Annotated in this window: 22 protein-coding genes; all 22 read right to left on the bottom strand. The window is 39.0% G+C overall.

The window, feature by feature from the left end; genetic code table 11:
• Nucleotides 1-41: 41 nt before the first annotated feature.
• Nucleotides 42-206: a hypothetical protein gene (locus WMO37_RS07580; protein WP_349154719.1), complete on the bottom strand. Its 165-nt coding sequence runs from the start codon at nucleotides 204-206 to the stop codon at nucleotides 42-44.
• A complete protein-coding gene (locus tag WMO37_RS07575) occupies nucleotides 203-574 on the bottom strand; it encodes a hypothetical protein (RefSeq protein ID WP_349154718.1) in 372 nt (123 codons plus the stop codon). Before WMO37_RS07575 ends, WMO37_RS07580 begins: the two co-directional genes overlap by 4 nt.
• Nucleotide 575: 1 nt before the next feature.
• Nucleotides 576-1,145 (bottom strand): major tail protein, encoded by a 570-nt coding sequence (locus WMO37_RS07570; protein ID WP_349154717.1) that lies wholly within the window; start codon nucleotides 1,143-1,145, stop codon nucleotides 576-578.
• Between the two features lie 2 nt (nucleotides 1,146-1,147).
• Nucleotides 1,148-1,465, bottom strand: coding sequence for a hypothetical protein (locus WMO37_RS07565; RefSeq protein ID WP_349154716.1), 318 nt, complete (start codon nucleotides 1,463-1,465; stop codon nucleotides 1,148-1,150).
• A complete protein-coding gene (locus WMO37_RS07560) occupies nucleotides 1,455-1,850 on the bottom strand; it encodes an HK97 gp10 family phage protein (RefSeq protein ID WP_349154715.1) in 396 nt (131 codons plus the stop codon). The genes WMO37_RS07565 and WMO37_RS07560 overlap by 11 nt, the downstream gene beginning before the upstream one ends.
• A 28-nt stretch (nucleotides 1,851-1,878) precedes the next feature.
• Nucleotides 1,879-2,037 (bottom strand): hypothetical protein, encoded by a 159-nt coding sequence (locus tag WMO37_RS07555; protein WP_349154714.1) that lies wholly within the window; start codon nucleotides 2,035-2,037, stop codon nucleotides 1,879-1,881.
• Nucleotides 2,024-2,380 carry a hypothetical protein gene (locus WMO37_RS07550; RefSeq protein WP_349154713.1) on the bottom strand — a complete coding sequence of 119 codons (357 nt, stop codon included), beginning with the start codon at nucleotides 2,378-2,380 and terminating at the stop codon, nucleotides 2,024-2,026. The genes WMO37_RS07555 and WMO37_RS07550 overlap by 14 nt, the downstream gene beginning before the upstream one ends.
• Nucleotides 2,343-2,672, bottom strand: a complete 330-nt coding sequence (locus WMO37_RS07545) for a hypothetical protein (protein WP_349154712.1) — start codon at nucleotides 2,670-2,672, stop codon at nucleotides 2,343-2,345. The genes WMO37_RS07550 and WMO37_RS07545 overlap by 38 nt, the downstream gene beginning before the upstream one ends.
• Before the next feature lie 2 nt (nucleotides 2,673-2,674).
• Nucleotides 2,675-3,877, bottom strand: coding sequence for a phage major capsid protein (locus tag WMO37_RS07540; protein ID WP_349154711.1), 1,203 nt, complete (start codon nucleotides 3,875-3,877; stop codon nucleotides 2,675-2,677).
• A gap of 2 nt (nucleotides 3,878-3,879) precedes the next feature.
• The gene (locus WMO37_RS07535) at nucleotides 3,880-4,674 is read right to left on the bottom strand and encodes a head maturation protease, ClpP-related (protein WP_349154710.1); all 795 of its coding nucleotides are present in this window, start codon (nucleotides 4,672-4,674) and stop codon (nucleotides 3,880-3,882) included.
• A complete protein-coding gene (locus WMO37_RS07530) occupies nucleotides 4,643-5,854 on the bottom strand; it encodes a phage portal protein (protein ID WP_349154709.1) in 1,212 nt (403 codons plus the stop codon). Before WMO37_RS07530 ends, WMO37_RS07535 begins: the two co-directional genes overlap by 32 nt.
• Before the next feature lie 16 nt (nucleotides 5,855-5,870).
• Nucleotides 5,871-7,526, bottom strand: coding sequence for a terminase TerL endonuclease subunit (locus WMO37_RS07525; protein ID WP_349154708.1), 1,656 nt, complete (start codon nucleotides 7,524-7,526; stop codon nucleotides 5,871-5,873).
• A complete protein-coding gene (locus WMO37_RS07520) occupies nucleotides 7,510-7,833 on the bottom strand; it encodes a P27 family phage terminase small subunit (protein WP_349154707.1) in 324 nt (107 codons plus the stop codon). The genes WMO37_RS07525 and WMO37_RS07520 overlap by 17 nt, the downstream gene beginning before the upstream one ends.
• A 213-nt stretch (nucleotides 7,834-8,046) precedes the next feature.
• Complete coding sequence (locus WMO37_RS07515) at nucleotides 8,047-8,388, bottom strand: HNH endonuclease (protein ID WP_349154706.1); 342 nt, start codon at nucleotides 8,386-8,388, stop codon at nucleotides 8,047-8,049.
• A gap of 192 nt (nucleotides 8,389-8,580) precedes the next feature.
• Nucleotides 8,581-9,018 carry a hypothetical protein gene (locus tag WMO37_RS07510; protein WP_349154705.1) on the bottom strand — a complete coding sequence of 146 codons (438 nt, stop codon included), beginning with the start codon at nucleotides 9,016-9,018 and terminating at the stop codon, nucleotides 8,581-8,583.
• Nucleotides 9,019-9,194: 176 nt separating this feature from the next.
• On the bottom strand, nucleotides 9,195-9,854 hold the full coding sequence (locus WMO37_RS07505; RefSeq protein ID WP_349154704.1) for a tyrosine-type recombinase/integrase: 660 nt from the start codon (nucleotides 9,852-9,854) through the stop codon (nucleotides 9,195-9,197).
• A 61-nt stretch (nucleotides 9,855-9,915) separates the two neighbouring features.
• Nucleotides 9,916-10,074: a hypothetical protein gene (locus WMO37_RS07500; RefSeq protein WP_349154703.1), complete on the bottom strand. Its 159-nt coding sequence runs from the start codon at nucleotides 10,072-10,074 to the stop codon at nucleotides 9,916-9,918.
• Between the two features lie 26 nt (nucleotides 10,075-10,100).
• On the bottom strand, nucleotides 10,101-10,610 hold the full coding sequence (locus WMO37_RS07495; RefSeq protein ID WP_349154702.1) for a hypothetical protein: 510 nt from the start codon (nucleotides 10,608-10,610) through the stop codon (nucleotides 10,101-10,103).
• A gap of 317 nt (nucleotides 10,611-10,927) precedes the next feature.
• Complete coding sequence (locus WMO37_RS07490) at nucleotides 10,928-11,440, bottom strand: hypothetical protein (protein ID WP_349154701.1); 513 nt, start codon at nucleotides 11,438-11,440, stop codon at nucleotides 10,928-10,930.
• 49 nt (nucleotides 11,441-11,489) lie between these two features.
• The gene (locus tag WMO37_RS07485) at nucleotides 11,490-12,503 is read right to left on the bottom strand and encodes a hypothetical protein (RefSeq protein ID WP_349154700.1); all 1,014 of its coding nucleotides are present in this window, start codon (nucleotides 12,501-12,503) and stop codon (nucleotides 11,490-11,492) included.
• Between the two features lie 39 nt (nucleotides 12,504-12,542).
• Nucleotides 12,543-13,589, bottom strand: coding sequence for an FtsZ/tubulin family protein (locus WMO37_RS07480; protein WP_349154699.1), 1,047 nt, complete (start codon nucleotides 13,587-13,589; stop codon nucleotides 12,543-12,545).
• Complete coding sequence (locus tag WMO37_RS07475; protein WP_349154698.1) at nucleotides 13,586-13,834, bottom strand: hypothetical protein; 249 nt, start codon at nucleotides 13,832-13,834, stop codon at nucleotides 13,586-13,588. The genes WMO37_RS07480 and WMO37_RS07475 overlap by 4 nt, the downstream gene beginning before the upstream one ends.
• Nucleotides 13,835-13,903: the final 69 nt, after the last annotated feature.

Raw genomic sequence — 13,903 nt, 5'->3', positions numbered from 1 at the left:
CTCACCTCACAATAAAAACCGCCCCTGATGCGCGTATTACATCAGAAACGGTCAAAGTCTTCCTGCTGTGCCATTATTGGATAATCATAATCGTCATTGTTTTTTTCTGTATACATATCATATACAAGACCGATTGTTACTCTGTCACAATCGGAAAGATTCAAGCCCAATTCTAAACACCTAAGGATAAATAATGGTGTCGTCATCGTGCGAACTGTTGGTTGAATTTTTTTTTACTTTCTGCCACTGACATATTATTCAGTCTCCACAACTCAATAATATCAGGAAGTGCCTGATACAGTGATAAGACGTTAAACTGCTCCAGCCATTCTTCCGGCGTGTCCGGCTGTGCCGGGTCTGCATGCTTGGCCATTATATATGCTACATTTTCAAACAGCTCAAGATTTTCAATGTCGCCGCCGTCATCTTTTTTATTCTTATCACTGTTTTTTGTAAGCTGTATCATATCCTTAAAAATATCCCTGCCAAAATATGCTCTGTACAGCCGTGGAATTGTTGCCGAAGCACGAAATTTCACCTTTTTCCCGTCAATTAAAATATTTTTTACAATCATACTACTCTCCTGTCTTAACCGGAACATATACACTTTCATACCACTTCGTATATGTTTCATTTGCTGTTGCTCCTGTTGTTTTTGTCTTCACATTTCCATTTGCAAGCGGACTTGCCTTTAATGATAATTTATCGGTCTGTACCTCTTTTTTATCCTCATTTGTCTTTGAAGCTACGTCCGGACGCGATGCCTTGCAATTATACATTACATGCCTTGTTGCCTTTACATCTCCGTCAAACTCAAACAGCAGTGCAAATGCTTTCGGTTCAACATTACTGTTTTCTACAAGCACTTTATTATCATCTAATGTATTACATAAAACATCTGTTTCAAATGTCTGTGGAATCAATGCCATTTCAAAATCGCCTTCATATCCATTATTGGCCGTTGCCGTGTAATACACCATACCGTCCGCATAAAACTCAGATGTATCTCCCTTTGCCGAAAGCGACAGTGACACCGAACCCGGTATCGCAACCGGTGTTTCAAATGTAACCGTACCGTCTTCATCTACATTCATAACTGCGTAATGTGCATTTTTCAAATTAAATTTCACTTTATTTTCTGCCATTGCTAAACCTCCAACTGATATAGTTCTTCAAATATCTGCTCATCTTCAATATAGTATTCGTCCCTGTTATAAAACAGATTGTACTTATCAAACTGTTCCTCTAACTGCTGTTCCAGTCTTGGCGACTTTTCACCCACATACAATTCAACAAAAAGCCTCTGCTTCTTGTAATATGTCTTTCCGTCCGCAGCCATATTATCGCTTTTAGGCAGTGTAAAAATAATATAAGGAACTGTCGGCACTTCATTATCATCAAAACGCCAATATGCAACCGGAATACCTAATTCTTCAAGCATCTGTTTAATTTCGTTATACCCCACTGCTTATCCTCCTTATAGTTCTTTTCTGCAATTCATTTACCGCCCATTCTTCAGCCGGTTGTATATGCACAATCGGTTCAACTTTTCTTCCCGTTTTCCCCGAAGGTAATACCTCTTTATGCCCTTTTTCCAACAAATGTGTTAATTGATATTGTCCCTTCGAGTAAATCGTTCTTTTTTTACGGTTAAATGTTTCTTCTACTGTTCTGCTGGTCCAACTCTTTTTATATGTTCCTGGCGGGTATTTCTTACCGCTCCTGGTCTTTCTGTCACGATTACTATCTCTTACTGGTGCAGCACTTTTTATTTTTTTGACAGCTTCTTTTGCTACACTGTCAATGTCCTCTTTCATATTGCTTGTAACATCACCTGCATAATCCTGCATTATCTTTACAATTTCACCTGAAAGCTGGTCAATTTTTATCCGTCTTGACATTTACAGCACTCTTTTCATCTTCTTTTAAAATTCCCTTTTTTACCAGAATGTCCGCAACTTTCTTATCCTGAATTGTAATCTCATCACCTTCCGTTGCTCCATACTGCTTATGTATAAATGATTTAAGAACTTTCATTCAAACTCCTCCTGTCTTCATACTGCGGCGCCGCCTTTAAAAGTGTTATATACACTGTTGGCGGCACTGTATCCATTTTTTCCTGCAACTGTTTCACCGTATACTGCTCATCTTCAATTAATATTACAGATTTTGCATTTACAAACTTATTAACCGGCACACTGATTAACTTATCAATGTTACTTCCGGCAATTTTCGCCTGATAAAATCTTGTAACACCTATTGTCCGGATTCCAAAACGCAGCCTTGCAACTTCTTTCACAATAGCTTTGTTTTTGGCTTCACAAATAATCGCAATTCCGTCATTAAACTGTTCCACTCTCCTCTGCCTGCTGTTGAGCATACCGCTTTACCTCCTGTGCAATCTGCAATGCGTTAATATCCGCCTGATAATTTTTCATAAAATCATCAAGTGCACCTGCCCTCGCATATATCACATAATTTAAAAGTAAATCTTTCGCCTGACTGTCACCTGTTTCAGTGCTATAATCAAACTGCGTCCCACATAAATCATTGATTCTGTTCATTCCACGCAGAATACAGCCGGAAAGTTTTTCATCTCCGGCCGCATCTTCCCATGTTATGTCAATATCATTTTTTATTTCTGCAAGCAGCTCTTTACTAACCGCTGTCATTTTTACGCCTTCTGTTTTGTATTAACCGGATTGTCTTCCGTATTAGTAACCTGTACCTTTAAATCAAGCGCTTTCAGCTTTGAAATATCCAAATATACAAAAGCATTATTATCTTTTGGAATACCCATTGCATACATTTTGGTAAGATACACACGGTTATCTTCTAAAAACTGGTATTCATCGGAATACTCAATTTTGCCACTTGCGCCTGCGCCAATTCCCATAAAATATTTTTTAGGCAGTCCCAAAATTGCTTCGCCTTCCTCCATCGCTGACGACTGAATTGCTTTTGTAGGGTATGGAAATACATTATTTTTGTAATTCCCGGAAGAATCTCTTACTGTTGAAGCAGGAATTACCTTTGAAATATAATCAACCGGATTCACAATCAATACAACCTCCGGCACTGTCCGATATCCCCCGTTTGGCTTTTTTGCCAAAGGTGCAACTACAGCACAATATTCTGTTGCATCAAGTGTATTTAATTTTACTTTACTCTTATCTGTGTACACTCCGCTCGTCACTGACCCGTCTAAATCTTTGCACATACCGATTGGCTGATCTTTTCCTGTTCCTTTTAAAATTCCCTTTTCCAATCCGCCGGCAGAAGCTTCTGACAAGATGATTCTTACATAATTGTCTAACCATACAGGTCCTAACTGAAGCATGTCTTTTGCTACCGGTATAAATGCCGACAGCTTTGCAAGTGTCATATCCATTGTCTTAATCTGACCTGCAAGTTCCGTGGTAATTGCACTTGTAAGAGTAGACCATGTTGCCAAATCAATATTATCAGCATTAATAATCATCTTGATAGCACCCTGGCAATTAATAAAATCGACTTCATTCAAAAGTGGATGCGCTTCCTGCATATCATTGATAACTGTATCAATAATTGTCTGCGGAATTGCCTTTGCAATATCTGTAAGTGCCTGCTTAGGATTATCACTCTTTCCCGCTTCCGCCCACTTTTCGTAAAATTCTTTTTCTTCACTTGTAAGCTGTCTGATACCTCTCTGAGCTAAAATTGCCGTATCATTTGTCCCTCTAAGGTCTGCATATTCCTGTAAAATACAGTCCTGTACTCCTTCGGAAAACTGCTGTAAGTATTCTGCCATTTTATCAGAATCGTCTTCCTTTAATGCCTGTGAAAGCTTCTGCATTAAATCTTTGTTCTGCGCCTGCAATAAATCTTTGTTTAACATTTCTAATCCTCCTTTAACTGTACGCTTGTAAAAGCATTAAAAAAATCGCTCATCATTTTGAGCGATTTATTTTCGATATGTTCTTTTGGCTTTGTTTCTGTACTCTGTGGCTTTGCAAATTCCTTTACAAAATCCTGTAAAGTTTTCTGCTGCCGTAATTCCTGCTGTAACTGCCGGTATTTCTTTTCATAGCACTGATTTATCTGCGACTGGTCAACTGCCGCCTGTGAAATTTCATCACAGAAACCATATTCCATACACTGTTCCGGGGTCAGAATCGTTTCTGCCCTCATCATCTCAATCAGTTTTTCTTCCGAAAGATTACATCGTGCCAGGAAAATCTGTCTGTTCGTCTGCATAAGTACATCTAAATCATCAGCCTGCTTCCGCAGTTCTTCTGCATTTCCACGTGCAACTGTCCACATTTCATGAATCATAATGCTTGAACCAAGTCCCATGATAATTTTGTCACATGCCATTGCAATAACATAAGCCACAGAATATGCAAAACAGTCAATATAGCATGTCTTCTTGCAATTTTTCCGCTTTAGCAGGTTATAAATCGCAACACCCTCTTTTACATCTCCACCGTATGAATTAATATGGAGTTCCAAACTTCCTTCATCCGAAATTTCTGCCAGCATTTTGACAAAATAATTTGCCGAAGTTTCAGATTCTTCATACTCCAATGTATTCCAGTTAAACGGTCCCTGCGCTGTAACCTCGTCATAAATGTAAATCTGCGTAGGTTTCTCTGCTTGTTGCTCAAACCTGTACATCATTTTTGAATTGTGCACTTTCTTCACTTCCTTCCATTTTTTCATAATTCTTTGTGATGTAATGCCGTCTGCTCGCCTCCGTTCCGAGTTCGGTATCTCCGCACCGCTTCCGCAGCTCATCAATACTATACATGCCGGAGGAAATCAATTTGTCAATCTTCTCTGCTATAGAGAATAAATCTATATGCAAGATTGATGTTGTATCAATCTTAACACCTGTTCCCTGTAAAATCGCCTTTCCACTTCTTTTTCTGTTAATCTCACCTTCAAGCATACTGCATATCGGGTCAATACAGAATGTCAAAAAATTCTGTGTTATCCGTTCTACATCAGAAACGTCACCTTTTAAAAGCGCCACCGGCATATTTACGGAATTCGCAACTTTCATAACAATTTTGTCATCGATGTTGATGACATCATTCAATTCAGAAGTGGACTTTTTCGTTGATTCAGTTCCGCCCTTGCTTTCATAACTGTAACCGTTAAACAACGGCAGTACAGCATTTTTACTTTTGTAAAATTTTTTAAACCGGTTGTTCATCATATCTTCCATGACTTCATCAAAAGTTTTTCCAACCTGTTTTAATTCGCCTGACAGCTTTTGCGCATCAATACTCAGGATTCCTTTTTCTCCGCCGGACTTCTCAAATTTTTCAATCGCCGTATCCATTAACTGATTGTATCCGTCACATACGCTTTTTAGCAGCCGTCTTATCGAATTATTATTTAACTTAAAATACATCACCTGTGACATCGTTCTGCTTGTCCCCAGGGAAAATGAACCGCGTGAAATATTGTAAAATGTTCTTTCTTTGACAATTTCAGTCCCTTCCGAAAATCCGTCTGCAATTATTAATTGTCCGCCTACCTCTACAACAAGCACCCTGTCTTCATATAACAGCCTGTATACTAATTCATGCAAAAATTCACTTGAACTCTGATTCACATTGGGCTGGTAATTCCACAAATAGTATTCATCACCCATTTTTTCCTGTCCTTGAAAAAACGTCTTAAACTCACACTTACTAATTGCATTTGCAATCATATTAATCGCAACATTAATCATGAATTCCTCTGCAACCAGTGCCGCATACTTTTCTGAATCCACATAATTCTGTGAATCCATTTCAACTTTTTTGGCTACTATTTCTTCTATTTTTCCCGTCATTATATCGTGGAAAAAATTCTTAATTCCCAATGCTCTCACCACCCTTCTAATATGTCCATGCTCCCATACTGGAAGTCATAAACATTTCCTTACTCATTTTATTGTAAGTTATCAGTTCATCTCTCAAAATTTCTGCGGCAACAAATGCTTTAAATCCGTCTGTTTTTCGAGATTTAGGTTCTATCTTGCCATAAGTCATATTTCCCGCACTTGACGTAATTCTATTTGAATTATTACAGTACCAGCGCATAAGAGGGTTATTTCCCCAGCCTATCGCATGATTATTAAATAAGCTTGTAATCGTAGGAATAATCATCATTTCATCTGACGGACGCACTAACATAATATTTCCGTCTTTTCCTGCTGTGAAACCTATATCAACAAGTGCCTTAGATAACAATGTATATCTGTATTTATCAATTCCCAGCTTCATGATATTAAAATACTGTGCCTGCATATCCAGCCATGCCGCCGGAATATCCGGGCTGATTTCCGGTCCTTTGACAAATGTAAGCAGTCCTGCTTCTTCCCAATCCCGAAGCGGTGCTTTTATGCGTGATAAATCTTTACTTTCTTCACACACCCATGTATGCGTTATCCAATAATCAATATTATTTTGTATTACCAGTATGCCTGCCGCCACAAAATCTTCTGTACTGGCATAATCAACACCACCAACCGCATTTGTACCGCGCTCAAATTCAGGAATACTAATACCGGTGGCTTTAATATTCTCCCAATCTGTAACAACAGCTTCCTGCGTTCCCTGCGGGCAGTTGCACCTTTTTGTTGCAAATGATGAATGTCCTATAGGGTCTATTATGTAATCACTGTATTCCAAATCCATTTCATGTTGTAAATGCGGAAAATAAAAATACGAGGGATTTGCCATTGTCCAATTCCTTTTATCAAGTATCATCTTTTTATCAGGAATACGGCAGATAAACGGAATCGTTCCATTATCCGGCAATTCTCCCGCCAATATTTTCCGGCATTTGTCCAGTTCCGTATCAAGCGGACCGTCACGCACATTTCCGTCTGTTGTTATAATCGTCTGGCGCGGATGCGGAACCTTACCAAGTCCGGTAACTGCAACATCAACCAGTTTCATATTCTCATACGCATGATATTCGTCAAAATCAACTTTACCCGGCCTGAAACCGTCCTTTGTTTTAACACTTGATGTATTAAATGCAAATTCCGAACCTGTTTTTAAATTTTTAATTACTTCTTTTGTCCAATAGAAATATTTTTTCATCACAGTTTTATGTTCTTCAAGCACATTATAAACATCAAAAAAAGACATTTTTGCCTGTTTTTCACTCATTGCAAAAATGTCTATGTTATAATTTTTCACACCGTTCACCGGTGTCAGCAGACAAAAATCTTCAAATGACAGATATCCGTTCTTCCCGCTTCCGCGCCCCACATAAATATCCAGCTTAGGAAAACGCAGCTGCCCGTCAGGAAGATACACACAGTTATGCAACGCAAAACAAAATTTTTCCCACTCAAGCAGCTCAAATGGAAAATACTTTTGAAATGCCATATACCTGTCCAGTTGTTGTGAATCAACCGTCAAATCTTCTGCTTCAAAGATTCTTTCAATCATATTGCATAACTGCTTTTGTTCATCACAAATTTTGTATGGTTCTTTCCTGACAAGATTTATATAGTCTGTAATTCTACAATCCTGTATCATCTGCACCTCCAACATCTGCAATGTTATCATCTGCATTAATGCCCAATGTATCAAGAATTTTAAGCATTGTTGTTGTAACCCTTGTAACTTCTGCGATTGCCGGGTTTGTTTTATGAACTTCAAAGCCCTTTGTATTTATCTCTGTAAGCGTAACACCTTCATCGTCAATATCTTTTTGCAGCTTAACTTTTATGTCATACAATTTGCAGTAGTCTTCTACCAGTTTTTCAAGATGGTATTCGTTTGCACCTTTTCTTTCAAGCTGTTTTCTCAAAGATGCTTCAATTTTCTGCGCTTTGGTTGCCATACTACTCCCCCTTTCTCAAAAATAAAGTTTCAAAAAGTTAAAATTAAAACACAGTTTCCCGCTCCAAATGAGCATATAATATAAATAAGTCCAGACAATTACAATATCCGCAAAAAAACAAATTCATATCATGTGCAAGAATTTTCGGATTGTCGAGTTTCGCACCGGTCACCGCAGGTGCAAAAATTTTTTGAATTTTTTTACCCGGGGGGATTACCAGCGTTCTTCTGTAATCGGCGCATGATAATTATGCTTTCTATATCCATGCCGCTTTTCATGACAATTAAAACACAGGCTCACTAAATTTCTTTTTTCATTTCCTTCTACATCTATGTAATTAATTTCTAATGCAAGTTCTGGATGAGCTTTAACGTGATTCACATGATGTACCGTTGTTGCTCTTGTATATCTCCCCTGTTTTTTACAGTCCTGACACTCATACTTATCTGTAAGTAACACAGCAGTTCTTATCTTTATCCATTTTTTCCATGTATAAAATCTGTGCATGTCATTTTTTATGCACCATGCAACATACATAATATCATCTTGTGTCACGTTCTCACTCCTATCAACCATGCTCACCTGTCTTTGCTCACAGTCTTTGTCTTCCCCGCACACGACAAAAGGGAATGCCTTGTTTTAAGGCACTCCCTTCCCTTGGAATAAATCAAATGCAGTTTTGACAGATACTATATTAACACATATGAATGTCTATTTGTGTCTATTTTTGTCTACACTTTTATTTTTTTAAGGAATCTGCAAATGCTCCAGCGCATTTTTGTAATACTTGTGCAGTGCCGCTCTGCTGTATCCAATCTTGTCCGCTATATAATTCCAGTCCCGCAGGCGGTTTTTGCTATCCAGCTGTATATATCTTAACAACAGTATCTTCTTTTCAAGCTCATCGTCCAGTCTGTTTATATACTCCATAATCTCTGCCGCACGCATTGCTGCTGTATATCTGTAGCCAATATATTCCTGACTTCGCTTCTCAATGAACTCCTGCAACTGTGATAAATCCTTTTTATTGTTATGTGCTTTCGGCATTCCAGTAATCTTTGATGATGAAATTAACCGGCAATTGATAAGTGCCTCTGATTCAAGCTTATAATTTTCTTCCCTTAGTTTTGCTCTCCTGTACCCCTCTAAAAATTCAATTTTATCCTCATCTGTCGCGTTCTGCATTTATCCACAATCCTCCCTAAAAAATGATACATAACTGCTAAAAGTGTATAATTTTTTCTAATGCCGCTTTTAGCTGTGCAACCTCTGTATTTTCCTATGCTCCAATTATATCAACTATCTTTTTCTAACGCAAAAATGATACCGTAAGTGTAAATCCCGTTATTTTTGTGGATAACTTACCTTTTTCTGTTCATTCCCTTCGGTCCGATATACATTGCTTCCCGGTCATGCTCCGCGTCTTCTTTGCCCCAGCAAACATACCGCAAAGTAACATCCGGACTTGCATGATTGTACATTTTCATCAGCGTAAGAGTCTTGCCACCTTTCTTAATATATTGATAACCAAATGTCTTGCGTAACGAATGTAATCCAAATGTATACGGAATTCCGATTGCTTCCGCCGCCGCTGATACAATCTTATAGCCCATTTGACGATTAATCGGATAGATATAGGCTTTATCATCTACATATTTCTTTTGTCCCCGGAACAGGTAATCATATTTGCCAAGATTGTATTTATTGATATATTCAAGAATATCTTCGTGCAACTGCTTATTCATTCTGAAGTTTTGCATTTTCCCTGTTTTGTTCTCTTTTATAGACATATACCCTTTTTCCACGTCCACCACCCGCAGCTGCAACAAGTCCTCTGCCCTGAATGCCGTATTTAAGCCAATGTGTACCAGCATATAGTTCCGCTCCCACTGATACCTTTTACAGTCTGTTTTTGCATCTCTGATATGGTTTAAAAAATAGCCATACAGCGCATCCAGTTCCCGCTGGTCTTTAATGGGCTTTGTTTCGTGCTGTCCCGCAAAATATTTTATCCTTCTCATTTTCTCTGTCCTTTCCTGAATGCCGAAAAGCCCGCTACCGCTCTTACGGTAACGGACTCCATTACTTCTGTAACTTCTCCCACATGTCCACCAGTTCATCTATGACAATCGTCTGCACCGCCGCATTCATGCAGTCGTTGTCAGAATACCTGGTCTGTCTTATTGCTGTTATCTTATCTTCGAGTATCTGTGCCTGCGGCTGGTTGTCAATAATCTTCATGTTTGCATCTCCTTATGCACAAAATTTTAAATCCGATTTGCTTTGATATCTTTCAATTTTGCTTCTGCTTCAGATTCTGTAAGGAATACTGTTTTGCCAATATCAGTAAAGTATATTTCCGTAGATACATAAGGGCAGTCTTCTCTGTTGTAATAAATTTCTGCCATGTTGCTGTGATTCCACTCTTTATCCATATAATCCGACAAGAATATTGCTTCAACTGTACATGGTTCAATAAAGTTTTCGCTTATCAGATATACCCGATATCCTGCCTTGAAAGGTAACTTGATAAGTGTGCCCTGCTCCTCTAACTGCTGATATTCTTTAAACTTTTCAAGGTCCTTAACAACATCATTATACATTTCCAATAATTCATCTGTATCTTGAACCAATTTCTTCTCCTTGTTTTTGGCCTGTATAAGTCCATCAGCGATTGCTTCTTTGATAATCAATGTGTTGTACTTTTCAAGGCTAATTGTTATTGTCGTATCTTCAATTTCTCTTTCGTTGCCTAAAATATCTCTATACTTTGCCATAAATCTTCTCCTTTCTTGACCTTTTGACTTTTTTCTACATAAGATGTATCATATATTTGTAATTAAGCCATTTACTTCACTACTTACGATAATTTTATCTTGTTGCTCTGTCATGTGGACGCATAACCTAAAAAATAACTGTAATTTCAGATTTATCTTTTCGGGAGGTACTCTTATGACAATTACTTCTGTAGTAAATAGCATTTCAGCGGGTGCAGGCGAGTGCGGGTTTTTGCATCAGGAACCAATGAAATAGGAGCAAAGCGTATGTAGTAGTTGGGCGCCGAGGGGTTCGAGTCCCCTCAACCCACTTTCTATCATTTTCCCTCCAAAAGCAATCTGCGATTTCTCTTTTCTATCATTGATGACATACTCATAATTTTTATATCTTCCTCTGTTAATTCCGAATCATCATATGGTGTATTGTCCGGGAAAATTTTATTTGCCTGTATAAAGGCTCGTACTAATCTGTCCATTTCTTCATGCAAAGCATTTTTATAAAAATCAAATTCCAACTGTATTTCTATTTTTTCCGCCTTAGTACAATAAATTCCCACCTTTTGCTTTGTCCCGCGCCTATGATATGTTTTAAAATCTAAATCCTTTAAAACCTTATACATGCACTGCATCAAAAGCTTTTTTTCATATTTGCCGTTATAAGAAAACAATTCAAATTCTGCCTGCTCTCTCTCCAATTCATCAAGTGATACTATACCGTTTTCTTCAAGTAATTTCTTTAACTTTTGCTCTGCTGTACTTTTCTCACCTCCTACCCCACGTTCTGCCAGTGCCTTAATTTTTTTTATTTTTCTCAATACATTTTCATCCATATCTTTCACCTCAAAATGTCGTCAATTCCGTAGTAAATCACCAATGTTCCTACATCGCATTACTAAGCAACTGCCTTTCCATGCTGTCAATATCCATGTCACGCTGTTGAAAATTATTAAACTTAGTGCCTGCCGCCCGGCTCCGTGGCTGTTCCGGTGCCGGTGCATAGTTGCTGTCCAGGTAATCTATGTACCCGGAAGTAAAAAACGTGCTTCCGTTCTGCGGCTTGCGCCAGCTCTCCCTCTTCAAATCAGACAGATAGCGTGAGAGTGCCCTCTGCATCTGGTCTGCTCCTGTTTTTAACAGCTTAATTTTTGCAGAATCCGACACTTTCGCCTTTCCCCGCTTGCACGGATACTGTCCCCACAATTTTTCAAACAGTTGTGCAGCTTCCTGTTTCACTTTCTGCCGCTCCATTTTTTGTGAATACTGTAAGCCTGCATCATCAGCGCCGTTATTCTCCGGGGCTATCTGCTGTTGCTCATGTGGTTCATCATTGTCCTGAACCAAATTCCGACCGTTCAATTCATCTGCCACTGCCACACTTGGCGCATTTGCCGCACTTGAACAATTATTGTTAATAATATTACTGTCAATATCTACTGGAGATACAGTAACAGTATCAGTAACAGTAACAGTTGTATCACTACCGTATCCATACGGTATAGATACGGTATCTGTACCGCTGAATAAATCCAGTAAATAGCCTTTAAAATTATCGTTTTTAACACTGTTTATTTCTTTCAGTAAAGGTTTTCTGAACTTTTCGGATGCAGTCCAGTTATACTTGTGCCAGTTCAGCACAAGCAGTTCCTTTGTGTCCTGTGAATAGTATGCAACCTTATGTACTTCCGCAAAACGCTTTAAAAGCTTTTCAACCGTGTCACGACTGTAGCCTGTTTCATCTGCCATCTGCTTCACGCTTATTTCATACGCTCCGCAAAGGTTAGTATGCGGATTGGTAAGCAGATACAAGTAAAAAAACTTATCCTCCGGTGTAAAATCGTCCACCACCTTAATGTCTGTCCAAAATGCCATTTGTATATTCCTGTAAATTGCCATAATTCTCCTCCTGCACTGCTTATAATCCGCTTTTCTGCTCTATTTTCTTAAATATCTACTCATGATTTCCTGTCTGCTCTGCTGTTTTCCGGTCTTTGGCTGTACCGGTGCCGCAGGTGCTGACAGGAAGTTAATATCATTGTCCAGCCGGATTGTTCCGGCATTTAAATTATTCATGATCCGTTCCTTATTTTCGCTGACGTATTCGTGAATGACGTCCAGCCGTGTCTTCGGGTATGATAAACCGGAAAGCATCAAATGCGCCTTATCCTTGCCGGAATATGCCCGGAAAATGTCCACCGGAATACCGACCGTCTTCTGCAGGTCAATAAAATCCCTCACAGATTCATCAAATGCACCTGTAATATATTTAATACGCTTGTCCGGTTCCAGCGGCGCATAAATTGTCTTGTTTAAGCTGCTTAATATATCAGCTATTTTACTGTTGCTGTTGCCATACTGCATTACCACTGCCATGCCATGTGCCTTTAACGATTCCATGGCCTCTGCCGTGTCAATGTTTCCTCTGTCACTTCTGTATTTTTCGGGAATATCCACAAAACCGTTGAAAGAATTTACAAACTGTGGATTTAACTGCATTTTTTCGCCGTTATTGTTATCAATTACAAATACGGCAGCTGATGCTTCAATCTGCACCAGCTCTGAAAAGCACTCATACGCATTAATCTGCGCTTTTATGCTTTCTGTCTGTGCCGGTAATACCGTCACCGCACCAACAAAACGACTGCTTCCGTCCAGTAACAAATCCATTAACATCGGACCTGCGCCCGAACCCGTACCGCCACCGGCGGCAAATACAACAAAAAGGATTTCGCATTTTAAAATTTCATCAATCTGCTCTGCAATATTGTCAAAATCATCAATTACAAGCTGTTTAGCCTTGTTCCTGTCCTTGTTGCACCCTTCGCCGCCAGTGATATGGTACTTGTGTTTTGCGTTCTTTAACGTGTCCAGGTCTTCCTGTGATGTATTCAGATACAACACAGAATAGCCGGATTCTTCAAAAAGCTGGCCAATATTTCCGCCAGCCTGTCCAACTGCGATTATTCCAATTTTGTCTTTCATGATTCAAATTCTCCTATTTTTGTCAATCCTGCATCTGTTATGTAGTAAGTCGCCGCGCGCCCGTCTGGAAGCCCACAGCTTACATAACCGGAAATGACAAGCTTCTTAAAAATCTTATACAGCGTGTTTACGGATTTGACCGCCGTATCTCCTGATGCAATTTCCTTTAAGGTCATTGCCGTTGCCGGAGCTTTTGCACCCTTTTCACGCAGAATAAGCAAAGAAAACAATTCATTCCTGTTCATGTTCCCACCTTACTCGTATTATCTCGTTCTAACTATGATTATCTCTGATTTACTCGTATTCACTCGTAC

The sequence above is a fragment of the Lachnospira intestinalis genome, from assembly GCF_040095895.1.
In the GTDB taxonomy this organism is placed as follows: domain Bacteria; phylum Bacillota; class Clostridia; order Lachnospirales; family Lachnospiraceae; genus Lachnospira; species Lachnospira intestinalis.
The sequence above is the reverse complement of the archived record's forward strand: the minus strand, read 5'-3'. Positions and strand labels throughout refer to the sequence as shown.